The 22,449-nt window shown below is 37.4% G+C and carries 18 protein-coding genes; 6 read left to right on the top strand and 12 right to left on the bottom strand.

Annotated elements, in window-relative coordinates; genetic code table 11:
- The first annotated feature begins 290 nt into the window (after positions 1-290).
- Positions 291-1,151: a hydroxymethylglutaryl-CoA lyase gene (locus tag R2R28_RS01785; protein WP_316823989.1), complete on the top strand. Its 861-nt coding sequence runs from the start codon at positions 291-293 to the stop codon at positions 1,149-1,151.
- A gap of 341 nt (positions 1,152-1,492) precedes the next feature.
- Here R2R28_RS01785 and R2R28_RS01780 read toward each other — a convergent pair whose 3' ends face one another.
- The 4 genes from R2R28_RS01780 to fbaA all read right to left on the bottom strand — a co-directional run bounded on the left by R2R28_RS01780 (position 1,493) and on the right by fbaA (position 4,147).
- Entirely contained in the window at positions 1,493-1,789 is a 297-nt protein-coding gene (locus tag R2R28_RS01780) for a GIY-YIG nuclease family protein (RefSeq protein WP_316823988.1), read from the bottom strand.
- 209 nt (positions 1,790-1,998) lie between these two features.
- Positions 1,999-2,421: a GNAT family N-acetyltransferase gene (locus R2R28_RS01775; RefSeq protein ID WP_316823987.1), complete on the bottom strand. Its 423-nt coding sequence runs from the start codon at positions 2,419-2,421 to the stop codon at positions 1,999-2,001.
- Positions 2,396-2,902, bottom strand: a complete 507-nt coding sequence (locus tag R2R28_RS01770; protein WP_316823986.1) for a low affinity iron permease family protein — start codon at positions 2,900-2,902, stop codon at positions 2,396-2,398. Before R2R28_RS01770 ends, R2R28_RS01775 begins: the two co-directional genes overlap by 26 nt.
- Before the next feature lie 165 nt (positions 2,903-3,067).
- Positions 3,068-4,147 carry a class II fructose-bisphosphate aldolase gene (gene fbaA / locus R2R28_RS01765; protein WP_316823985.1) on the bottom strand — a complete coding sequence of 360 codons (1,080 nt, stop codon included), beginning with the start codon at positions 4,145-4,147 and terminating at the stop codon, positions 3,068-3,070.
- A 300-nt stretch (positions 4,148-4,447) separates the two neighbouring features.
- Here fbaA and accD point away from each other — a divergent pair, with 300 nt between their 5' ends.
- From accD to R2R28_RS01750, 3 genes are all read left to right on the top strand, one after another.
- Complete coding sequence (gene accD, locus R2R28_RS01760) at positions 4,448-5,293, top strand: acetyl-CoA carboxylase, carboxyltransferase subunit beta (protein WP_316823984.1); 846 nt, start codon at positions 4,448-4,450, stop codon at positions 5,291-5,293.
- A 576-nt stretch (positions 5,294-5,869) separates the two neighbouring features.
- Positions 5,870-6,334, top strand: a complete 465-nt coding sequence (locus tag R2R28_RS01755; RefSeq protein ID WP_316823983.1) for a YciI family protein — start codon at positions 5,870-5,872, stop codon at positions 6,332-6,334.
- A 181-nt stretch (positions 6,335-6,515) separates the two neighbouring features.
- Positions 6,516-8,063, top strand: a complete 1,548-nt coding sequence (locus R2R28_RS01750) for a M20/M25/M40 family metallo-hydrolase (protein ID WP_316823982.1) — start codon at positions 6,516-6,518, stop codon at positions 8,061-8,063.
- Between the two features lie 152 nt (positions 8,064-8,215).
- On the opposite strand, the gene R2R28_RS01745 is transcribed toward R2R28_RS01750, so the two are convergent.
- From R2R28_RS01745 to glmM, 8 genes are all read right to left on the bottom strand, one after another.
- Positions 8,216-9,220 carry a cytochrome d ubiquinol oxidase subunit II gene (locus R2R28_RS01745; protein ID WP_316823981.1) on the bottom strand — a complete coding sequence of 335 codons (1,005 nt, stop codon included), beginning with the start codon at positions 9,218-9,220 and terminating at the stop codon, positions 8,216-8,218.
- Between the two features lie 92 nt (positions 9,221-9,312).
- A complete protein-coding gene (locus tag R2R28_RS01740) occupies positions 9,313-10,638 on the bottom strand; it encodes a cytochrome ubiquinol oxidase subunit I (RefSeq protein ID WP_316823980.1) in 1,326 nt (441 codons plus the stop codon).
- 314 nt (positions 10,639-10,952) lie between these two features.
- Positions 10,953-11,852, bottom strand: coding sequence for an MBL fold metallo-hydrolase (locus R2R28_RS01735; protein WP_316823979.1), 900 nt, complete (start codon positions 11,850-11,852; stop codon positions 10,953-10,955).
- Positions 11,853-11,929: 77 nt separating this feature from the next.
- A complete protein-coding gene (locus tag R2R28_RS01730; protein ID WP_316823978.1) occupies positions 11,930-12,133 on the bottom strand; it encodes a hypothetical protein in 204 nt (67 codons plus the stop codon).
- Between the two features lie 128 nt (positions 12,134-12,261).
- The gene (locus tag R2R28_RS01725; protein ID WP_316823977.1) at positions 12,262-17,061 is read right to left on the bottom strand and encodes a RecQ family ATP-dependent DNA helicase; all 4,800 of its coding nucleotides are present in this window, start codon (positions 17,059-17,061) and stop codon (positions 12,262-12,264) included.
- A 255-nt stretch (positions 17,062-17,316) separates the two neighbouring features.
- Positions 17,317-17,520: a hypothetical protein gene (locus R2R28_RS01720; protein WP_113947076.1), complete on the bottom strand. Its 204-nt coding sequence runs from the start codon at positions 17,518-17,520 to the stop codon at positions 17,317-17,319.
- A 597-nt stretch (positions 17,521-18,117) separates the two neighbouring features.
- Positions 18,118-19,266 carry a cysteine desulfurase family protein gene (locus tag R2R28_RS01715; protein ID WP_316823976.1) on the bottom strand — a complete coding sequence of 383 codons (1,149 nt, stop codon included), beginning with the start codon at positions 19,264-19,266 and terminating at the stop codon, positions 18,118-18,120.
- 187 nt (positions 19,267-19,453) lie between these two features.
- The gene (gene glmM / locus R2R28_RS01710; protein WP_316823975.1) at positions 19,454-20,839 is read right to left on the bottom strand and encodes a phosphoglucosamine mutase; all 1,386 of its coding nucleotides are present in this window, start codon (positions 20,837-20,839) and stop codon (positions 19,454-19,456) included.
- 315 nt (positions 20,840-21,154) lie between these two features.
- Between glmM and R2R28_RS01705 the strand changes: the two genes are divergently transcribed.
- Together R2R28_RS01705 and R2R28_RS01700 are read left to right on the top strand one after the other, a co-directional pair.
- Positions 21,155-21,886 carry a class I SAM-dependent methyltransferase gene (locus tag R2R28_RS01705; RefSeq protein WP_316823974.1) on the top strand — a complete coding sequence of 244 codons (732 nt, stop codon included), beginning with the start codon at positions 21,155-21,157 and terminating at the stop codon, positions 21,884-21,886.
- On the top strand, positions 21,883-22,446 hold the full coding sequence (locus R2R28_RS01700) for a phosphatase PAP2 family protein (protein ID WP_316823973.1): 564 nt from the start codon (positions 21,883-21,885) through the stop codon (positions 22,444-22,446). Before R2R28_RS01705 ends, R2R28_RS01700 begins: the two co-directional genes overlap by 4 nt.
- Positions 22,447-22,449: the final 3 nt, after the last annotated feature.

Genomic DNA, 22,449 nt, shown 5'->3' with positions numbered 1-22,449 from the left:
TAGTTCATTAGTCAGTAGTTCATTGGTTCATTAGTTTATTGGTGAATTTCCACAGACCTGGTTGTTCATAGTTGTTGGTTTATAGCTTACAGGTTAATGGTTGTAATTGGTTAATTGATTTGACAAGTCGGTCAGGCAATAGCCTTATGAGCCGTTTTACTATTTGACCATTAACTAGAAAACCATTTGCTATTTATGCACCACGGCTATCAACCACCCTAACCATGAACCATCACCCATAAATATCGAATTCTTTCCTTATTTTGCTAAAAATTCCACTAGCCAAAAATATGAGCCAAAATAAATTCAAATTAGTAGAATGTCCACGCGATGCCATGCAGGGATTGCATGATTTTGTTCCAACGGCACTTAAAGCCGAGTATTTGAACCTTTTACTTCAGGTGGGTTTTGATACGCTAGATTTTGGAAGTTTTGTTTCGCCTAAAGCCATTCCGCAAATGGCCGATACAGCAGAAGTTTTAGCACAATTGGATTTGAGCAGCACCTCTACCAAACTTTTAGCCATTGTAGCCAATTTAAGGGGCGTAGAAGACGCTGTAAAGCATCAGGAGATCGATTACCTTGGCTTTCCTTTTTCTATCTCTGAAACCTTCCAGCAGCGTAATACCAATTCAAGCATTACACAATCACTAAATACAGTTGAAGAAATGCTTTCTTTATGTGCAAAAAATAATAAAAAAGCCGTTGTTTACTTATCCATGGGTTTTGGAAATCCCTACGGAGATGAATGGAATTACGATATTACAGAAAAATGGGCAGATGTGCTGGTAGGTAAAGGCGTTGAAATTTTGTCGCTGGCTGATACCGTTGGCGTTTCTACACCTGAAAAGATAGAAAGTATATTACCGAAGCTAATTTCGCGATTTAATAACACGGAAATTGGCATTCATTTACACTCCACTCCTGCCGAACATTTCGAAAAAATAGAGGCTGCTTATCTTTCGGGCGTAACACGTATAGATTCAGCCTTAAAAGGCTTTGGTGGTTGCCCAATGGCTGCTGATGACCTTACCGGTAATATTGCGACCGAAGATGTGATCAGTTTTTTGAATGCAAAAGGAGAAAATCTAAACCTGAATATGGATAAATGGAATGAGGCAATGGCTTTATCAGGGAAGATATTTGGGTAGGATTGTTTTTCTCAAGGATCGTCATTGCGAGGCACGAAGCAATCTTACAACTATGGGTAGGTAAATTATCTCAAATACGTAACACAACTTTAACTTGTTATCATTCACTCCCTGCCCAAAGTCGTCATTGCGAGGCACGAAGCAATCCTACTACTATAGGTGGATAAACGAACTCCTAATAAGATTTTAATTTATTAATATCCACTCCCTGCCCAAAGTCGTCATTGCGAGGCACGAAGCAATCCTACTACTATGGGTGGATAAATAACTCAGATCCAGCGATCGCTTTAAGATTGCTTTTCCGAAGAGTCGGAACAGGCAGTACCTCGCAATGACGGAATCTACTCATTCAATCCACTATATAAATCAAGCCAATTTGGATTAACAGATACAATTAAATCTATTTTCTGTTGGCGACTGCCTCCCTTTATTCTTTTTTCTTCGTCAATAGCTTCTTCGATATCAGAGAAAAACGAGTAGTAAACCAACTTATAACATTTAAATTTTGAAGTAAAGCTTTTTGGGAATTCGTTGTTTTTATGTTGCCAAATCCTGCCGGGCAAATCAGAAGTTACACCAGTATAAAAAACAGTATTAAAAGAATTTGTCATGATATAAACACATCCTCCCCTTTCCATCTTAATTTAATCAAGTTATTTCGACAGTGATTTTTAGCGTGCGTCATTGCGAGGCACGAAGCAATCCTACTACTATGGGTGGATAAATAACTCAGAGCCAGCGATCGCTTTAAGATTGCTTTTCCGAAGAGTCGGAACAGGCAGTGCCTCGCAATGACGATTGTTCGTTGAATGCCTTGTGCTTTCCGTGTCTCCGTGGCAAATTATCTTTAAACCTTCTTCACCATTTTAAAGTGCTGTATACCTGCCTCTTCAAACTGATCTCCTTCAGCTACAAAACCAAATTTGGCATACAAACTCATGGCATCTAACTGCGAGTTAAGGTAAATATAATGCGCGTCCTCCGGCAGGTCTGATAAAGCCTCTGCAATTAACGCACGGCCTACACCTTGCCCCCTAAAATCTTTTAAAACAGCAAAACGCTCCAGTTTATAACCAGCATCTGTTCTACGCCACCTGCAGGCACCGCAAGGCTGCCCGTTGTTGGTAGCGAGAAAATGTGTTGATTCATCTTCATGCTCCCACTCCAGCTCCGGCGGGCAATTTTGTTCGTCTACAAATACAATTTTACGTATAGCAAATACTTTATCTAAATCTTCTGGGTGGTTAACTTTTTGAACTAGTAGACTCATTATCGTGGTGTTTAAAGTGTTTATTCGATTTTAATTTCAATTCATTGAGCTCTTTTGCTACATCTATCGAATGCGAACAATGAATATCGGCCTCTTTTTTGGCAAGTGTGGCAATCGTAACGTAAAATTTATGTAATTGATCCAATTCTTTCTCGCTCAGGTCTTCAATATCCACCATTCGGTTGCTTGCACCCTGTTGTGCGGCAATTAATTCGTTCAGTTTTAACTGAATTGCCTTACCATCTTTATTTTGCGCCTTCTGGATCAGAAAAACCATTAAAAAAGTAATAATTGTGGTCCCAGTATTGATCACCAATTGCCAGGTTTCAGAATAATTGAATATCGGGCCACTCAATGCCCAAATAACGACAATAGCGGTTGCGCTGATAAACGCAGCAGAACTACCGGTAAACTTGGTTGCCGCATTGGCGAATTTCTCGAAAAAATTATTTCTTTTAGTTTCAGTTTTAGATTTTGCCATTACAATTTGTTTGCTTAAATATAACCATAAAACAAACAAAAGCGCCATAAGTTTTTAAACCCATGGCGCTTTTGTTTAACGTTGTAATGTTAAAAACGTTTGCATGTTGTAAGGTTTGAAAGTTGCAACATTAAAACATTCCAACCTTACAACTTTTCAACTTAATTAAAGTTTGTCGTTAACGTTGATACAGTTCAGATCTTCGAAAGCAGTAGTTAAACGTTTCACAAAAGTTTCTTCGCCTTTACGCAACCAAACGCGTGGATCGTAGTATTTTTTATTTGGTTTATCATCGCCATCAGGGTTACCAATCTGGCCTTGAAGATAAGCTTCGTTCTTTTTATAGTATTCTAAAATACCTTCCCAAAATGCCCATTGCATATCAGTATCGATATTCATTTTAATTGCACCGTAAGAAATTGCTTCTCTGATTTCTTCCTGTGTAGAACCAGAACCACCGTGGAAAACAAAATTGATTGGTTTCTCTGCAGTTAAGCTGAATTTTTCTTTGATAAAATCCTGAGAATTTTTCAAAATTACCGGTTGTAATTTTACGTTACCTGGTTTATAAACACCGTGTACATTACCAAAAGCGGCTGCAACGGTAAAACGATGAGAAACTTTACTCAATTCTTCGTAAGCATAAGCTACTTCGCTAGGCTGAGTATATAATTTAGAGCTATCTACATCACTATTATCAACACCATCTTCTTCACCACCTGTTACACCAAGTTCGATTTCGATAGTCATGTTCATTTTAGCCATACGGGCTAAATATTTAGCAGAAATTTCCATGTTTTCTTCGATCGATTCTTCCGATAAATCTAACATGTGTGATGAAAATAAAGGTTTTCCGGTTTCAGCGAAGAATTTTTCACCGTGGTCTAAAAGTCCGTCAATCCAAGGCAATAATTTTTTAGCCGCGTGGTCGGTATGTAAAACCACAGCAACACCATAATGTTCTGCCAATAAATGTACATGTTTAGCTGCCGATACAGCACCTAAAATACATGCTTGCAATTTCTCGTTATCTAAAGATTTACCAGCATAAAACTGTGCACCTCCATTTGATAACTGAATCATAACAGGCGAATTTACTGCCTTTGCAGTTTCCAATACCGCGTTAACCGTATTGGTACCGGTTACGTTTACTGCTGGTAAAGCAAACTGATGTTTTTTAGCCTGCTCAAACAATTCTTGAACGGCATCTCCGTAAATTACGCCTTTGTAGCCTTTTAAACTCATTTCTTGTTAATTTTATTAAGTCCGAAGTTATAAAAAAAAATAACATTCCAAGCTTTTGTAACAACAGAATTATTTGCCTAACAGCAAAATAAGGCCTATTTAGTGTAAAATACACATTATCCTTAGTGTAAAAAAGACACACCTCTGCAAATAATCAAATCGCAATGATCAATTATCAAACCATACTAAACGCCTGGCAAGTTTGATGATTGTGATTTGATCATTGGTTATTAATGATTGTAATTCTTTATCTTAATTATATTTTTCGTTTCTTTGCAATCCAATTCTTTAAAAAATTATATGGCTTGGTTTAAAAGAGAGAATAAAGGTATCATTACCACAACAGAAGAGAAGAAAGAAGCACCAGATGGTTTGTGGAATAAATGTCCAAATTGTAAGAAACCGCTACATCAGGCAGAACTTCAGGAAAACAAATACGTTTGTCATTACTGCGATTACCACCTGAGGGTAGGCTCAAAAGAATATTTCGAGGTTTTATTTGATAATAACGAGTTTAAAGAGCTTTTCCCTAACTTAACATCAGGTGATCCGTTAAACTTTAATGATAACAAACCTTATACCGATAGGATTAAAGAAAGTCAGGCTAAAACAGGTCTAAAAGACGCTATCCGTGCAGGTGTTGGTAAAATTGAAGGACAAGATCTTGTTATTGCCTGTATGGATTTCGCTTTCATCGGCGGTTCTATGGGTTCAGTTGTGGGTGAAAAAATTGCCCGTTCAATCGATTATAGCATTAAACATAAAGTTCCGTTCCTGATGATTTCTAAATCAGGTGGCGCCCGTATGATGGAAGCCGCATTTTCATTGATGCAAATGGCTAAAACATCGGCTAAACTAGCCTTATTGGCTCAAGCTAAGGTTCCCTATATTTCTTTATTAACCGATCCTACTACAGGTGGTGTAACGGCATCTTATGCGATGCTTGGCGATATTAATATTGCCGAACCAGGTGCATTAATCGGTTTCGCTGGTCCGAGGGTAATTAAAGAAACCATTAAAAAAGATCTGCCAAAAGGTTTCCAAACCGCAGAATTTGTGTTAGAACACGGTTTCCTTGATTTTATTGTTGATAGAAGGGCAATGAAAGCTAAATTGAGCGCTTTTATTAAAATGATGAGTAATTAAAATAGTTCAGTAGTTCATTAGGCATTGGTTCATTGGGCTGGATGCAAAAAAATGGATTCATAATATTTAGAAAAGCAGGGCTTGGAGAACTTCGGTTAATTCAGTCCTGCTTTTTGTTTCTCCTGATTTTACATCGGGACCGCGGCAATCAGGTTTAGTTAATATGGGACGGTGGTTCTTTTGAGGGATTTTCCCAGCGAGTGCTACAACCACCCCGCCCTTCGGGCACCCCTATAATGGAGGGGAATTGGAGCAAACTTATCCCACCACAACCTTTCCGAAGTCCGCATCCGGCATCAGAAGATTTGGCAGTAAATGCAAATAAATCTTTGTTACTTTCCATTTCAATAAGCACTGAAGCAAGAAATCCTACGAGTGTTGCAGAAACAAACAAAAACCACAAACGTTCTCGCGGCTTAGGATTACGCCTAAAGATTTATTTAGGATTTGCAACAAAGGTTCGCGAGCCTTGATTTTTTGTTTCTTTTTTATCAAGAAAAAAGAAAGAGCCCTTCCGGCGGTGAGGAAAGACACTACAATTTTTCTTATTTTTAGCTTAACCAAACTAAAAATCAGATGAAAAAGCTATTATTATTCACCTTCCTCATCACAGCTATTATTTCTGTTTATGCACAAGAAAAAAAAGCTAAAGCCCCTTACGACGAAGCTTTAGCAAAAAAACTCGGCGCCGATAATTATGGAATGAAAATGTATGTTTTAGTAATGCTTAAATCAGGCACCAATACCACAGAAACCAAAGCCAAGTCTGATAGTTTATTTGCAGGTCACATGGCTAACATGGGCAAAATGGTCGAAATGCAAAAACTAGTAGTTGCCGGACCGTTGGGTAAAAACGATAAAAATTACCGCGGTATTTTTATTTTAAACACAAAATCGATCGAAGAAGCCAAACAGTTATTAGAAAGCGATCCGGCAATTAAAGCCAAATTATTAGAACCAGAATTATATAACTGGTATGGATCTGCTGCACTTTCGGAATATCTGCCATTTCATGATAAGATACAGAAGAGTAGTCTTTAGCAAAATTTGTGAGGTCAGATGTTCCCATCTGACCTTTAAACCTAGTGAATCATTCAAGATTCCACTGGTGTCAGCTGGTAACAGCTGACACCACAACTCAACTGCAACATTTCCATTAACTTCTCCAACCATACCGCTAATTCCATAAATTAGCGCATCAAATAATCAACCCTAACTAATTATGAATAAAAAACTACTATTTTCTGCACTATTCCTGTGCGCTTCGGCCAGCGTTTTTGCGCAAGACCGGAAAGTAATCGATAATATTGTTAAAGAAGTAAACGAAAACTCCCAATTAGAGAAACTTGCTCACGAATTGCTTGATGTTGTTGGTCCGCGTTTGGTTGGCTCCCCACAAATGAAACAGGCCAATGATTGGGCTGTAAAAAAATACAGCGACTGGGGTATCTCTGCCAAGAACGAAAAATGGGGCGAATGGGCTGGTTGGGAACGTGGCATTACCCATATCGATCTGGTAAGTCCGCGGGTACGCACTTTAGAAGGCACACAATTGGCATGGAGCCCATCAACCAATGGCAAAGCCATTAATGCCGAAGCAATTATCCTTCCGGCAATAACAGATTCGGTATCTTTTCAGAAATGGTTGCCGAATGTAAAAGGTAAAATCGTATTGATTTCTATGAACCAGCTTTCTGGCCGACCAGAAAAAAACTGGGAAGAATTTGCCACAAAAGACCTTTTCGAAAAATTTAAAAAAGAAAAAGCTGAAGCAGCAAAAGCATGGACAGCTAGTCTGGCCAAAACAGGCTTAACCGCTAAAACACTTCCTGTAGCTTTAGAAAATGCAGGTGCGATGGCTGTAGTAATCAATAACTGGTCGCAAGGTTTTGGTGTAGATAAGATTTTTGGGGCAAATACCACAAAAGTACCAACTTTGGATCTATCTGTTGAAGATTATGGACTGGTTTACCGTTTGGCATTAAATGGCGACAAACCGAAGCTTAAAATTGAGGCAGATTCGAAAAAATTAGGCGCTGTGCCAACCTTTAATACCATTGCAGAGATAAAAGGAACACAAAAACCGAATGAGTATGTAATGCTTTCGGCACATTTCGATTCGTGGGATGGTGCAAGCGGTGCTACCGATAATGGTTCGGGAACCATTTTAATGATGGAAGCCATGCGCATTTTGAAGAAAATTTACCCTAACCCAAAACGTACCATTTTAGTTGGCCATTGGGGAAGCGAAGAACAGGGCTTAAACGGTTCGAGGGCATTCGTAGAAGATCATCCCGAGATTGTTGGCAATTTACAGGCTTTATTTAACCAGGATAATGGAACTGGTCGTGTAGTAAATATTGGCGGACAGGGTTTTGCGAAATCAAAAGACTACATCACGCGTTGGTTGGCCGCAGTACCTGATACCATTAAAAACCAGATCAAAACCAGTTTCCCTGGAACACCTGGCGCAGGCGGATCAGATTTTGCTTCATTTGTAGCTGCAGGAGCCCTTGGTTATTCATTAAGTTCTACCAGCTGGGATTACGGCACTTATACTTGGCATACCAACCGCGACAGTTACGACAAATTGGTTTTCGATGAAATCAGAAGCAATGTAATTTTAGCTGCCATTATGGTGTATATGGCATCAGAAGATCCTGAAAAAACTTCGAACGAAAAAGCTACGGATTTACCGGTTAACGAACGTACCGGAAAGCCATCTACATGGCCGGTTCAAACCAAATCGAACAGAAAAGGTGGGTTGTAGATAAATATTTTTAAATCGGTTTATAAAAGGGCATTTGGAAACAGGTGCTCTTTTTTTTTGGAGCAACCCTGAATATGCTGTCATGCTGAGGCACGAAGCATCTGTTTCATTGGTTGCAGATGCTTCGTACCTCAGCACGACAACAAGCGGCATTACTCCTCTTTCTTCTGAAATTTATAAAACAAATACCCCAAAAAAGGTAAAATCAATATACTACCCAACAAAAGTGCTAAACCTAAACTATAAATGGTTTTTTCAGGTCCAACGGTTTCCAATAGCGAAATTGTATTTCCACCTTTTAAACGGATAAAATTCGGGAAGTGGGCATAACTTATCGCCAGGAGGATCATTGTTACCTGGAAGCCAGCTAAAATGCGTAAAACTTTTGTTTTACCTTTAATCAACAGGTACCATAACAATACCAGGGATAAACTGGCCAAAATAATAGCCGATAACCCAACATTGCTTTTAAAAACCCAATCAACCAAAGGAATTTTATCACGCTGTGCCGCAATAAATACCATGGCACCAAAAACTACCGCAGCAACATTCATAAATTCGGCTTTTTTAATAAAACGGCGTTTATCATGCGCTTCCTTCGTTTCACCTATCAGATAAATTGCTGCAAGGAAACCGCATAATGCAACTGTGAAGAAGCCTACAGCAACAGAAAACCAATTTAACCATCCCGAAATATAAGCGGTATAAAAATCGGTTGCCTGCGGATTAATATGGCCAGAAATCAGGCTTCCTGCAATAATCCCGAGGAACAATGCCGTAACAAAGCTAGAGTACCTAAAAATCCGGTTGTAGAGCCACTGCATATCATCTTTTACAGCATCATAATGACGGAATACAAAAGCGGTACCTCGGGCAATAATCCCGATGAGCATAATGGCCAATGGAATATGCAGGTAAACCGACATGGTGGTATAAATATGCGGGAAACCTACAAAAAGGATTACTATGGCAATAATTAGCCACATGTGGTTAGCCTCCCAAACCGGACCAATGGCCTGGTACATGGTTTTTCGGGTTTTACTCCTGTTTTTTGTTGAAGTAAACAGTTCGATAATCCCGGCACCAAAATCGGCCCCTCCCAATAAAAAGTAGAGCAGGATGGCCATGCATAAAAATGTAATTACAACGTATTCCATAGTCTATATTTTTGCCACAGATTTGCACAGATCTTGAATAGTTCAACCACAGCCACTAAATTTTTATCCGTGCTTATCCTTTTCATCTGTGATTAATGATTATTTTCCTCAGTTTTATTGTATAGTACAGGCACCATTTTAATCTGCCGATACAGCAAAAACGTTACGATAATACTCAGCGACACGTAAATTGCAGAGAAGATATAAAATGAATAAGCTATACCTGGCATTGGTGTAATCGCATCTTTGGTGCGCATAACGCCATAAATAATCCACGGCTGCCTGCCAACCTCTGTAACTACCCAACCGGCCTCTAAAGCTAGATAACCGAGCGGAATGGCAAAAACAAATAGTTTCAATAACCAGCGTTTTTCAGTTAAAGGTTTCTTTTTAAAAAGCATGAAGAAATAAATTAACGATACCAAAAGCAACAAGGTACCAATGCCCACCATAACCTGAAAAGCATAATGTGTTATCGCAACAGGAGGGTGCTCGTTTTCAGGAATCTGATCCAGTCCTTTAACTTCAGCCTTGAAATCACCATGTGCCAGAAAGCTTAGTGCCCCAGGGATTTTGATTGCACCTGTTACCGTTTTATCTTGCTCGTTTACAATACCACCAATCAATAACGGTGCAGGTTTTTCGGTTTTATATAATGCTTCCATGGCGGCCAGCTTAGCAGGCTGGCGTTTGGCAACATCTTTTGCAGAGATATCGCCACTTAATGGCTGTAACAAAGCAGCAATGCAGGCAAATACAGCCGCAATTTTAAAGGCTTTTAAATGAAAATATGCATTTCTGTTCCGTAAGATCATTAAAGCATGTACGCCTGCCACGGCAAAGCCAGTTGCGGTAAAAGCAGCTAAACACATGTGCAAAGCCTGACTGAACCATGCTTTATTGAACATGGCCTTTATGGGATCGATATTAAGGTATTGTCCGTTTACAAAATCAAAACCTGCCGGACTGTTCATCCAGGCATTGGCAGCTACCACAAGTATGCCCGAAGCCAGTCCGCTTACGCCTACTACCATACCCGTAAACCAGTGAAACCATTTATTTAACTTATTCCAGCCATAAAGGAAAAAGCCAAGTGCTATCGCCTCGATAAAAAAGGCCGTTCCTTCTAATGAAAATGGCATTCCGAATATCGGTCCGGCATGATCCATAAATTTCGGCCAGAGCAGCCCCAGTTCGAACGATAACATGGTACCTGATACGGCTCCTGTTGCAAAAAATATGGCTACGCCTTTACTCCAGGCTTTGGTGAGGTTTTTATACACCTCATCGTTCGTTTTAAGCCATTTATAATGCGAAACAGCCATAAAGAAAGGCATCACCATGCCGATACAGGAAAAAATAATGTGAAAGCCTAATGATAAGGCCATCTGGGAACGGGCTGCGATAAAATCATCCATGAGCTGTAGATTTTGAATTGTAACAAATATAGTTGTTAAACACTAAAGCCTACGGTAATTCAATGCCGTTGAAAGGATTATTTTAAATATAGAACGTTTATAAATTGAAAAAAGATTTGGTTGTTCTTTAACACATAAAAACTTAATATCGCTGTTTGTCATCCTGAGCGGAGTCGAAGGATTAGCCATGGAATTAATTCGTTCAAAAATTAACAGTCAAAAAGTCCTTTCCTAATAAATTAGGATAACATTATAACCACGCTTATGAGATTGCTTCGTTGGCTGAAAAAGCCTTCTCGCAATGACGAAATCCTCTAAACCCCTTTCAGCTCATCATAAGCAGCACCTAAACTCCTTTGGATCCCCTCTCCCTTCCATTCTGTTGCATTTGGAATTGAGCTTGCTTTTAGAATGTCTTCTTTACTTTTACCTGCTTTGATTTCTCCGCTCACAAAAGTTAAAAGATTCTGCAGGTAATTTTGAAAGGCTTTAACATCTGCTTTGTTTCCGGTTACTTTTTCAGGTTCTAAGCTGTGCCCCCAGATAAATAAGGTATCGTTATCAAACTGAGCTAAAATTTTATCTAATGCAGTGATCCAATTGCCGATGTGTGCGCCGTTTTCGCGATCAATGTAAGGAAACTTACGATTGAACACTAAATCACCTACATGTGCAACATTTGCATGCTCAAAATGATAAACGGCATCTCCATTGGTGTGGCCAGAACCATAATAATAAGCCTTGATATTTTCGTTGCCAACTTTTGCATTCCATTTTGTGCCGAAAGTAGTATCAGGCAATAACTGTTTATCCAAATTATTAGCTTTTTCTGATGCCCTTTTCTGGTTAACTAAGGAATTTTGATGGGCTACTACTTTTTCGGCCAGTCCTTTAAAAGAAATGTTCCCGGCGGTATGGTCGCCGTGGTGGTGCGTATTGATTAAATATTTGAAAGGTTTTTCGCCAAGCTTTTTTAATTCGTCGATTACATGAGGTGCTGTAGTAGGAAATTGCGCATCAACCACCACAAAACCATTGCTCGAATTTAACCAGCCGATTGTACCACCCTGCTCGGTAAATATGCCTACATCATTACGGAGCGGTTTAAAGTTGTAAGCACGAAGCAGGTCTTGTTGTGCAAAAACATCTGTTTTATAAATCGAAAGCAGGGCCATGGCCAATGCTGAATTTTTGATAAAATTTCTTCTTTCCATTTTGGGATTAAGCTAAAAAAAACCACAGCAAATGCTGTGGTTTAAATTTAATCATTTTGATCGTGAATTAACAAAATTTATATGCCCGAACCCGGTGTAGTACCCGGCTCGTGCCCCGGACCAAAAGAATTATTCTTACGGTCTTTGTCTTTATTAAACAAATTGGTAGTTACTTTAGATGATTTGTTTTCATCTAGCGTTCTATCCTCTTTAATATCTTCTGCGCTTTTATCCAGTAAATCGTTCTCAACAACTTTACCTTTTTCTTTATTCGTTTCCATAGTAATTGTAAATTGATGTAATATAGGAACAAGCGAAAAATAAGATTGTTTTTAATTTTGTTTTAGGAATGGGATTTGGTAAAAGAAAAATGTTGTGGTTGGTGAGCAACCAATTAGAGAGTTTGAGTTTAACTAACTTTCTGCTTTACAAACAAAACTTCGGGTAAAATTATTTTGACTTCTTCACTTGTGCCTTCTTTTAGCCAATAAAGTACAAAATTCACTTTTGCGGCTTTCAGATCATAACCTTTTTTCTTTTGCATTTCTATTTCTGCAATAAATTTCCTTGAAAATTTAAGAACAGATTGACCACTTAAATTTTTACACTCATCTCCATCAACCATTAATCTATCCCCACTAATTAATTGTGACAATAAAGATTGTTTATTGGCAAAATAATCCAACCAGATATCAGTATGCGTTAGGTTATAAACAATTTCTTCCAATTCAGGATAAATATTGTCATCTTCAATTCTTTCCAAATTTTCAACATCGATATGATCCAGATAATTACTATTTATATGGATTGACAGGTTATTTTTTGCCCTGGTTATCCCAACATATAACTGCCTTTTAGTACTATCCTTACTCACATCAAAATCTTTCAACAGTAAAAAAACGTTATCATATTCTTTACCCTTTGATTTATGGATGGTAGAAACCATAATTATCTCGCCATTATCATTAAAAAAATCCTCAATTTTTGATTCTTTGATAAAAACATCGAAATCAGACTTATACTTGATTTTTGGATTAACAGCTTCAAAATCACGGATGAGGTTATCACAGATTTTGAATTTGGAGCTTTTTTTAAATTTATAGTTCAATTCCCGATATGCATTTGCCCAAACCTCATCACTATAAGTGTATACTTCATCATTAGTTGCCAATTTTGATAGGAAGAACCGGATTTCTGCAAGATTATATAGATTAAAATAATCATTAGTCTGGATTAACTGCGTCGGCATTTTATGTTTCAGCAAGCTCCCAACAACCATAGCTGCTTCTTCATTTGTTTTTGTTAATACACATGTTGTTCCGGTTAATCCAGTTTGCAGCATATCATTAACCAAGGGGATAATTAAATTGCCGTTTTTATGATGGGTTATTTTTAGGTTGCCAATATCGTTGCGGTTCGGAATAATTGGTGTTGTTTTTAAACGATGGCTTACTTTTGCAATAAATTGATTACTGAAAGAAACTAAATTCCGCTTACTCCGATAATTATCAAGTAATTCATACTTAACAGCATCCTTATTTTTAATAAATTCATTCAGGTATTTCGAATCTGCATTTCTAAACTCATATATATTCTGGTCATCATCGCCAACGGCAATTACCCGCATTTCTTCATTTTGTTCCATTAATGAGTTGATCAGCTCAAATTCGTCAGCATTCATATCCTGTGCTTCATCAATTACCAAAACAGCTTTAGTAATTTTGCTGATTTCTACTTCATTACTTTTTATTTTGGCTATAGTACTTTTTAATATTGCCTCTGCTTTTTCCAAACTACCCACCTTACCCAACAGGTCAAAACAAAAAGAATGAAAGGTTTTGATCTCGACAAAGCCTGCAGCATTGCCAATTAATTTTAACAAGCGCTTTTTGAACTCCGTTGCCGCAGCCCTCGAAAAAGTAAGCATTAACAACTGCTCATGCTTTACATCTTCCATCAATAAAAGAGAGGCGAGCTTATGGACCAATACTTTGGTTTTCCCACTTCCAGGCCCAGCAGCTACAACGATATATTTATTCTCTTTATCACTTATTATTTGGGACTGAGTTTTAGACAAACTACCAAACAATTGACGGTATTTAGCTGGAGTAATATTCCGCTTAATTTCATTTTGGCGGGTAGCATTAAAATATTTATTTAAAAAAGAAGTATAATTAAGCTGAAAATAATCTTCTGCAAATGCTAAGGCCAAATTATAATTTTCGATCATTTTCTTTGCATACTCTCCTACAATATGAATCTGTTGTACCCTGTTTTCATAAAACTGACTTAATTTTTCATAATCTTCTGCCTTATACCTTACTTTGTTATCATTTTCCAGTCTATCTATCGTTAAACGGTTATAGATCACCATAAAACCTCCCTCAATCTTAATTGCTTCAATCCTGGAGAGATAAAACAATGTATCTTCTACGTCATCAACGGTAACTGAAAGCTGAAATAAACTGCCCCTATTATAAAAGGCATCTTTTAGTTCGTGAACAGAAAATTCGACTAATACTTCATCCTTTTCGGTATTTTCTTTACTATTATTGGATTTATCGTATAAATATTCGACTATAAAGCGGGCCAATTCATGTCTTTTCTGCAGCTTATCTGTTAATAAGCCTAATAGTGGAGTGGTAGTTACTGTAATATGGTTTTTGGAGTTTGAATGATGCTGCCTCTTGATCCAGTTCTTTATCGCCCAAAAATTGATGATGGTTTTGATTTTGTTGGGAGTAAAATCGTTAAAGCTCAAAGATTCTGCTTCTTCATTTAGTTCTTTCAGATTGATTGTTCTTTCCTGTTCTTTAAAAAACGGCAGCAAGAAGTTCTCAATTTTTCTAAATGTTTCTACAATACTTAGCGAACGGTTCCGGTTTTCATTTTTTTTGATAAAAGCAGTCAAATCCTTTCTATCAGCAAGAATTTTCTCCTCTCTCAGTAAGTTTATAATGTGGATCACGTCTTCTTTTACAATCCCCAAATGATCAGATATATAATCTACACGTGCCTCACCTTCACCATCCGATGCTTGCTTTCTATTTTTGCTCGACAGCAGTTTCCTGATAATCCGGATAGCCTTTTCTTTCTGTTTTTCATCAAACCGAAAAGAGTTGTTAATTTTGTCTATTGCCTCTTGGGCTGTTTTGGCTAAAATGCTATTCGCAAAAACCCTTGGCATATTCTGCCCACGCTTTAGGTAACCGGCATCTTCTAAGGCAGCAATAGCCGTAGTAACCCTTGTTTCAATTTCATTTACACTATCGTCCCAGCCTGCCTTTCTGGCAATTTCCAATGCAGAATTTGAAATATTTAAACGGAACCGCGTAATATCTTTTACCGCCTTCCAAATCTGCTGGATTTCTTTTATGCTTAATTTGGTTTGATTGAGCAAGATAAAATGTTTGCTTAAATCTTCTTCACTAAACAACACATAACAAACTGCCGATAACTTTTCATCACGGCCTGCCCTGCCCGCTTCCTGAACATAATTTTCTAAAGAGTCGGATATGTCATAATGCACCACCATCCCTACATCTTTTTTATCTACCCCCATTCCAAATGCAGAGGTAGCAACCATAATATCAATTTGTCCTGCTATAAACTCATTCTGATTTTTAGTCTTATCCCTCGATTCCATTCCCCCGTGGTAATAAGCTACAGAAAAACCATCCTGTAATAAGCGCTTAGCCAACTTAACAGCCCTACCCCTTCTGGATACATACACAATGGTTGGACACAGCTTTTCATCTATCAGATCTCTTAGTGCATTGTATTTTTCTTCTTCGTCGTTCTTTTCAAATACATTATAAGTAAGATTTGTCCTCGTAGCCTTTGAGCTAAAAACCTCTAGATCAAGCGATAATTTCTTCTTAAAATAACGCCTAATATCTTCTATAACATTTTGTTTGGCCGTGGCAGTAAAACAGGAAACGGGAATATGCTCTTCGAGATTCTTTTTTTCCTGCAATAGTTTTATAAAATCTCCTATATACAGGTAGTCAACCCTAAAATCTTGTCCCCATGAGGAGAAACAATGTGCTTCATCTATTACGAAACGGATAATTTTTCTTCCTAAAAGAAGCCTTTCAATTGATTTTGAACGTAAAGATTCAGGAGATATATACAGCATTGATGCCGAACCATCCTCTACCCGCTCAAACGATTTCCCCTTTTCTATCGGATCGAGCAAGCCGTTGATTGTAACTGCTTCTGTTATTCCTATTTTTTCCAGATTATCTACCTGGTCTTTCATTAAAGACTGTAGCGGAGATATGATAACAGTGAGTCCCTTTGCATTTGCACCTCCCATTAAAGCTGGTACCTGAAATGTTATTGATTTGCCACCTCCTGTAGGAAATATGGCTAAAATGGATTTGTTTTGAATAGCTGCTTCAACCGATTTTTCCTGTAATGGCTCGCCGGCATAACTTCGGTACAAATCAAACCCGAAATATTTTTTTAATCCTTTCCTAATATCCAACGCAATGTTACAATACCCACAACCGGTTAAACATGGCTTGTTTGTTAATTCAAACATAATATGCTCCGTTTTTGGATAATTTTTTAATACCCAAGGTGGCGTAATTGAATGCCTGTTTTGGCAATTGATTAATGATAAACAATAAGCAAACTCTATAGGATTTTGTTGTAGAATTTTTTCGAGGTCAGAATGCCGGCAGATTTTAGAGTGAAATCCCTCATGTATAACCCTAACAATTTCAATAGGTTCAGCTTGGAAATCGATAAATTTAAAAAAGGCACCAAACTCTTTTTTATCATTTAGTAAAAAATAAAAGATCTGTTTTAGCGAATTATCCAATTGATCAAATGATGCAATTTCATCATAAAAAAGATCTCTCGCTTTTATAGCATCATTTAAGGGATTATTTAATTCTTCAACCTGGAGTTTATCGTCTTTTAATAGCGCATGATAAGGTTTATTTGGAAAAAGTAATGGCGATAAATACAGCGTATCAATAATCTGTAAATTATCTAATCCAGTTATTGATTTTTTAAGGTGCGGTATATCATGATAAATAATATTATGCCCACAAATGAATTTGGTATTGTTTAAAAATAAAGAAATGGATTCTGCTGAATTTGAATGAATACTTGTTCCATCGTTCTTTACACAACCAATATCAAAAATCTTTAAAGTATCAGGTTGGATTTCGGTATCTATAAAAGCTATTGGTTTCATAAAAATGATAACTGAGCGCGTTAATGACTATTTTTAATATGCAATATAATAAAAACCAAATGCTTGCAAAAAAGTCCCGGTAAAAACCAAGACTTTCTTATTCGATTAACAATAAATTTAAACCTGTAAAATAAACCAGGCACAGGAGCTGGCTGGCGATTGGTGAACCACCAATTAAGGCGTTAGATTTTATAATAATGGTCATCTCTACAATCTTACACTCCGCTTGCAATGACGACATTTCCGATGAAGATTTTACAACATCGCCCCAGGCAGTTTGCCTAACTCATGGATGCAACCAAAAGAATGAAACCTCCTTTTATGGATTTTATTGAAATGGTTCGAAGATTCGAAAGAAAACGGATTGAAGATAAATTTGTAAATGTGTTTCCTCTCTTCATTTAATTTTTCTTCCAGTTTTGCGTTTTCCAGATTTTGAGTGTTGTGGTTCGTTTCCATGATGATATAGATTATAGAAAACCTGGCGGGTTTTCAGGGTTAACAATTTTAATAATAATAAAAAGCTATTTTAAAATTTGCTTAACCTTATACCATAGGATTTGATAAGGTTTCGTTTAGGAACAACAGGTAAATGGCATGGATTGCCTTATGTTTAATTAAATATAAGCTTAATTTTTGAGTTTTGCAAGCTCATTTCTGTTTTTTATATGAGAAATTCAAAAGGTGGTATTTTTTTTTGGAAATCAGGTATAGTGGCATTTGGCAGATACAGTCCTGCTCTCCACTTTATCCCGATGAAGGATCGGGATGTTCGTTCCGATCAGGTTTAGGTGGCACAGCCGGTAATAGTATTTAGGGCTGCAGGATGTACAAAATCCTTTTTTAAACCATGCTATTAAACGTTAATAGCAACACCAGCTTCTGTATATAAACCTGATTGAAGTGAGCATGCCGATCCTTCATCGGCATAAAACGGAAAGCAGGACTAAAATTAAAATGAAATGCTGCCTTTTCTTTCCAAAAAATCAGCTATTTGTTTGCACACAAAAAAAGTCCCGATTTACACCGGGACTCTCCTATTTGGTTAATGATATTTTATGCTAAAGCATTCTGCTTTACTACCATTTTAACTTTTTCGATTACGTAATCCAACTCTTCTTTAGTGGTATATTTACTAAAAGAAAAACGTACGGATGGGCGGTTTGGATCGGCATTGATACCGTTTAATACGTGCGAACCAATATTTGAACCTGATGAACAGGCACTACCGCCGGAAGCGCATATGCCATTAATATCTAAGTTAAACAATAACATATCGGCCATATCCATTTCAGGGAACGAAACATTGAGCACGGTATACAAACTTTTATTGGCATCGGTTTCACCATTAAAGCCAATGCCAGGTATTTCGGCAATCAATTGTGCTTTTAAATAATCTTTTAAGCCCTGAATATACGTTTGGTGCTCAGTCATTTCGGCATAAGCTATTTCTAAAGCTTTAGCCAAACCAACAATACCGTAAACATTTTCGGTACCACCACGCATATTACGTTCTTGTGCACCACCATAAATCATCGGTGGGATTTTAATATTGCTGTTTACATATAAAAAGCCAACGCCTTTTGGGCCATGGAGTTTATGTGCAGCACAAACAATAAAATGTGCTTTAAGTTCTCTTACATTATGTGGATAATGCCCCATGGTTTGCACGGTATCAGCATGGTAAATGGCATTATATTTCTCGCAGATATCGCCCACTTTAACCATATCGGTTAGGGTACCCAATTCATTATTGGCGTGCATTAACGATACAAAAGTGCGTTCGTTGTTTTGAAGCAGCTCTTCTAAATGATTGTAATCAATGTTGCCTTTTTCATCAATATTAACGAAACTCAATTTATCGATTTCGCCATTTTTAAGCATGGTATTTAAGGTATGCTCAACCGCGTGGTGTTCTATTTTAGAGGTAATGGCATGTTTTATACCGTAAGCAGCAATACCACAACGGATAGCGGTATTATCGGCCTCTGTACCACCAGAAGTAAAAAATATTTCGGAAGGTGACGCATTTAACAAACCTGAAACAGTTTTACGGGCTTTTTCTACAAGGGTACGCACCTCGCGACCAAGCGCATGAATGGCAGATGGATTACCGAAGTAATTTTCCATCACATTTGTCATTTCTGCAATTACTGCCGCATCTAAAGGCGTTGTGGCCGCATTATCTAAATAGACCCTTTTCATTTCTACGAATATTTAAAAGTTAGTATGTTGCTAAGATGTTTTGTTATCAACATCTCTGTTGTAAATAGTTAGCGTTGTACCTCATGTTAATGTTTATTTAAACTGGTCCTTCGACAGGCTCAGCATGACAAATTCACATTGATAATACAACCCTAACGGTATGCCTGATTCTTAAATCCAAATGGGATTAAAGGTGTAATATTTCTTTAATATCTGATATGATTTTATTTGCCAAATTTTCGGCAATGGTTTCATTTTCAGCCTCACTGTAAATCCTGATAATTGGTTCAGTATTCGAACGGCGTAAATGTACCCAGGTTTTATCAAATTCTATTTTCAAGCCATCAATGGTACTGTATGGCTGATTTTTGTATTTCTCTTCTACCTGTTTCAGTAAATTATCGATATCCATTTCTGGTGTAAGGGTAATTTTGTTTTTAGAAATGTGGTATTGAGGATAACTGGCCCTTAATACAGAGATCGATTTGCCAAATTTAGCCAAATGGGTTAAAAATAAAGCAATACCAACAAGGGCATCTCTACCATAATGCGATTCAGGGTAAATGATACCACCGTTTCCTTCACCGCCAATAATGGCATTAGTAGCTTTCATTTTATTTACCACATTAACCTCGCCCACGGCCGAAGCATTGTATTCTGATCCCGCTTTTTCAGTCACATCACGCAAAGCACGTGTTGAAGAAAGGTTAGAAACGGTATTTCCAGGTGTATTTTTCAATACATAATCGGCAACGGCTACCAAGGTATATTCTTCGCCAAACATGCTGCCATCTTCGTTTACAAAACATAAACGGTCAACATCAGGGTCAACCACAATACCTAAATCGGCATTTTGTTTCTGAACTTCTTTTGATATTTCTGTTAAATTTTCTGGTAGCGGTTCAGGATTGTGCGGAAAATGTCCATCTGGTGTACAATATAGCTCAACCACTTTGTTAACACCTAACGCCTTTAATAAAGCAGGAATAAAAATGCCACCAGTAGAGTTTACACAATCGATTACTACTTTAAAATCGGCCTTTTTAATGGCTTCAACATCAACTAATGGCAATGCTAAAACTTTATCAATGTGTTTTTGAAGGTAAGTATCATTTTTGATTACTTTTCCTAATTTATCTACATCAGCAAAGTCGAAATCGGCACTTTCGGCTAAATCTAAAACCTCTTTACCATCTGTATCGCTGATAAATTCGCCACTGGCATTTAATAATTTTAGTGCATTCCACTGTTTTGGGTTATGGCTGGCTGTTAAAATAATACCACCGCCTGCGTTTTCATCAGGTACTGCAACCTCCACCGTTGGTGTGGTAGATAAACCTAAGTCGATTACTTCGATCCCTAAACCCTGCAAGGTTCCAATAACGAGGTTATTCACCATTTCTCCCGAAATCCGGGCATCACGACCTAAAACTATTCTTTTATTACCTGTTTTTTGTACCACCCAGCTTCCAAAAGCCGCTGTAAATTTCACAATATCAAATGGGGTTAAGCCATCGCCAACTCTTCCACCTATGGTTCCGCGTATTCCTGAAATCGATTTTATTAAAGTCACTCCGTATAATTTATTTGAGGCTCAAAAATAACAAAAAAAACAAGATAGCTGCTATTTAGCAACGTTTTGCGATGCAAATTTACATTGTTTTTATATCTAGGTAGGCGATGTATTTGATAGAAATTATATCTTTATTTACAATCAAACGTGTGTTCTAATCCAGAAAATTATTTTTATTTACCAATCTCGATTTTGGTTATATAAAATTTCATTCATAATATTCTTGCAACATTATTGCATAAAAGCACATTCTAACTTTACTAGCGGTTGTAAAACCTTATATTTGCATCTTTTTAAGATAAAAACGGCTATTATATGCAGCGCAAGTGGTTTCAATATTGGTTTAATTCACCATATTATCATATTCTATATCAACAACGAAATGATGCTGAAGCCGAATTCTTCATTGATAAACTTACTCATTTCCTCCATCCTAAAGCTGATGCAAAAATGCTGGACATTGCCTGTGGCAAAGGCCGTCATTCCATTTACCTCAACAAAAAAGGTTTCGATGTTACCGGGATAGACCTTTCTGAACAGAGCATTAAATACGCCAAACAATTCGAAAACAACAAATTACATTTTCTGGTACATGATATGCGCAGGCTGTTCTACATCAACTACTTTGATGTGGCGTTAAACCTGTTTACCAGCTTTGGTTATTTTGATACCGAGAAAGATCATGTAAATGCCCTTAAAACTTTTCGCAAATGTTTAACTGCAGATGGTATTTTGGTGCTCGATTATTTTAACACCGAAAAAATTATCCGCAACTTAAATTCATGCGAAGTAAAATCGCTTGATGGCATTACTTTTAATATCACCAAAAATGTTGTGGACGGTAAAATCATCAAAAAGATAAATTTCGAAGATAACCACAAGGTATATAATTTCGAAGAACGGGTGCAGGCATTTAGTTACGAAGATTTCGAACGCATGCTCACCAAAGCAGGGATGCATATTGAAAAAACCTTTGGCAGCTATAGTTTGGATGATTTTGATCATTCTACCTCCGATCGTTTAATTTTAATCTGTAAAAAGGCATGATAGAAAGCATACAGCAATTTGATGTAGAATTGTTCCTGAAAATCCACCGCGGACTTTCAAACAGCTTTTTTGATTGGCTAATGCCTTTAATGCGCAACCGTTTCTTTTGGTCGCCACTTTACCTTTTCATCGTTATATTTTGCATTAAACAGTATAAAAAACAAGGCTATTATATTATCGGCATGGTACTTTTTACCTTTGCCATGGGCGATTTAATTGCTTCGAGGGTAGTAAAACCATGGGTATCAAGGGTTAGGCCCTGCAATGATATGAGTTTGGCCAATGACATTATCCATCGGGTGCCTTGTGGCAGCGGATTGAGTTTCCCTTCAGCACATGCTACCAATCATTTTGCGATAGCCGTTTTTTTAATCTGTATTTTTTACAGCAGGTGGAAACCCATTTTACCAATTGGCATCTTCTGGGCGTTCATTATCAGTTTTGCGCAGGTATATGTGGGCGTTCATTATCCTGTTGATGTTACTACTGGTGCCCTTTTGGGGATCACCATAGGCATTATCTGTTCGAGAATATTTAAAAAATTACAACCTGATTTTTAAACT

This window comes from Pedobacter miscanthi (assembly GCF_032678605.1).
GTDB classification, from domain to species: domain Bacteria; phylum Bacteroidota; class Bacteroidia; order Sphingobacteriales; family Sphingobacteriaceae; genus Pedobacter; species Pedobacter miscanthi_A.
Note: the sequence above shows the minus strand (reverse complement) of the source record. Positions and strands in the feature narration are given on the sequence as shown.

What these genes read in the sequence shown, in the direction of transcription:
- R2R28_RS01745 (WP_316823981.1), bottom strand. Translation starts at nt 9,220, where the DNA reads ATGGAATACGTTGTAATTACATTTTTATGCATGGCCATCCTGCTCTAC.
- R2R28_RS01740 (WP_316823980.1), bottom strand. Translation starts at nt 10,638, where the DNA reads ATGGATGATTTTATCGCAGCCCGTTCCCAGATGGCCTTATCATTAGGC.
- R2R28_RS01750 (WP_316823982.1), top strand. Translation starts at nt 6,516, where the DNA reads ATGAATAAAAAACTACTATTTTCTGCACTATTCCTGTGCGCTTCGGCC.
- R2R28_RS01770 (WP_316823986.1), bottom strand. Translation starts at nt 2,902, where the DNA reads ATGGCAAAATCTAAAACTGAAACTAAAAGAAATAATTTTTTCGAGAAA.
- R2R28_RS01730 (WP_316823978.1), bottom strand. Translation starts at nt 12,133, where the DNA reads ATGGAAACGAATAAAGAAAAAGGTAAAGTTGTTGAGAACGATTTACTG.
- R2R28_RS01720 (WP_113947076.1), bottom strand. Translation starts at nt 17,520, where the DNA reads ATGGAAACGAACCACAACACTCAAAATCTGGAAAACGCAAAACTGGAA.
- accD (WP_316823984.1), top strand. Translation starts at nt 4,448, where the DNA reads ATGGCTTGGTTTAAAAGAGAGAATAAAGGTATCATTACCACAACAGAA.
- fbaA (WP_316823985.1), bottom strand. Translation starts at nt 4,147, where the DNA reads ATGAGTTTAAAAGGCTACAAAGGCGTAATTTACGGAGATGCCGTTCAA.
- R2R28_RS01725 (WP_316823977.1), bottom strand. Translation starts at nt 17,061, where the DNA reads ATGAAACCAATAGCTTTTATAGATACCGAAATCCAACCTGATACTTTA.
- R2R28_RS01735 (WP_316823979.1), bottom strand. Translation starts at nt 11,852, where the DNA reads ATGGAAAGAAGAAATTTTATCAAAAATTCAGCATTGGCCATGGCCCTG.
- R2R28_RS01705 (WP_316823974.1), top strand. Translation starts at nt 21,155, where the DNA reads ATGCAGCGCAAGTGGTTTCAATATTGGTTTAATTCACCATATTATCAT.
- R2R28_RS01785 (WP_316823989.1), top strand. Translation starts at nt 291, where the DNA reads ATGAGCCAAAATAAATTCAAATTAGTAGAATGTCCACGCGATGCCATG.
- R2R28_RS01780 (WP_316823988.1), bottom strand. Translation starts at nt 1,789, where the DNA reads ATGGAAAGGGGAGGATGTGTTTATATCATGACAAATTCTTTTAATACT.
- R2R28_RS01755 (WP_316823983.1), top strand. Translation starts at nt 5,870, where the DNA reads ATGAAAAAGCTATTATTATTCACCTTCCTCATCACAGCTATTATTTCT.
- R2R28_RS01700 (WP_316823973.1), top strand. Translation starts at nt 21,883, where the DNA reads ATGATAGAAAGCATACAGCAATTTGATGTAGAATTGTTCCTGAAAATC.
- R2R28_RS01775 (WP_316823987.1), bottom strand. Translation starts at nt 2,421, where the DNA reads ATGAGTCTACTAGTTCAAAAAGTTAACCACCCAGAAGATTTAGATAAA.
- R2R28_RS01715 (WP_316823976.1), bottom strand. Translation starts at nt 19,266, where the DNA reads ATGAAAAGGGTCTATTTAGATAATGCGGCCACAACGCCTTTAGATGCG.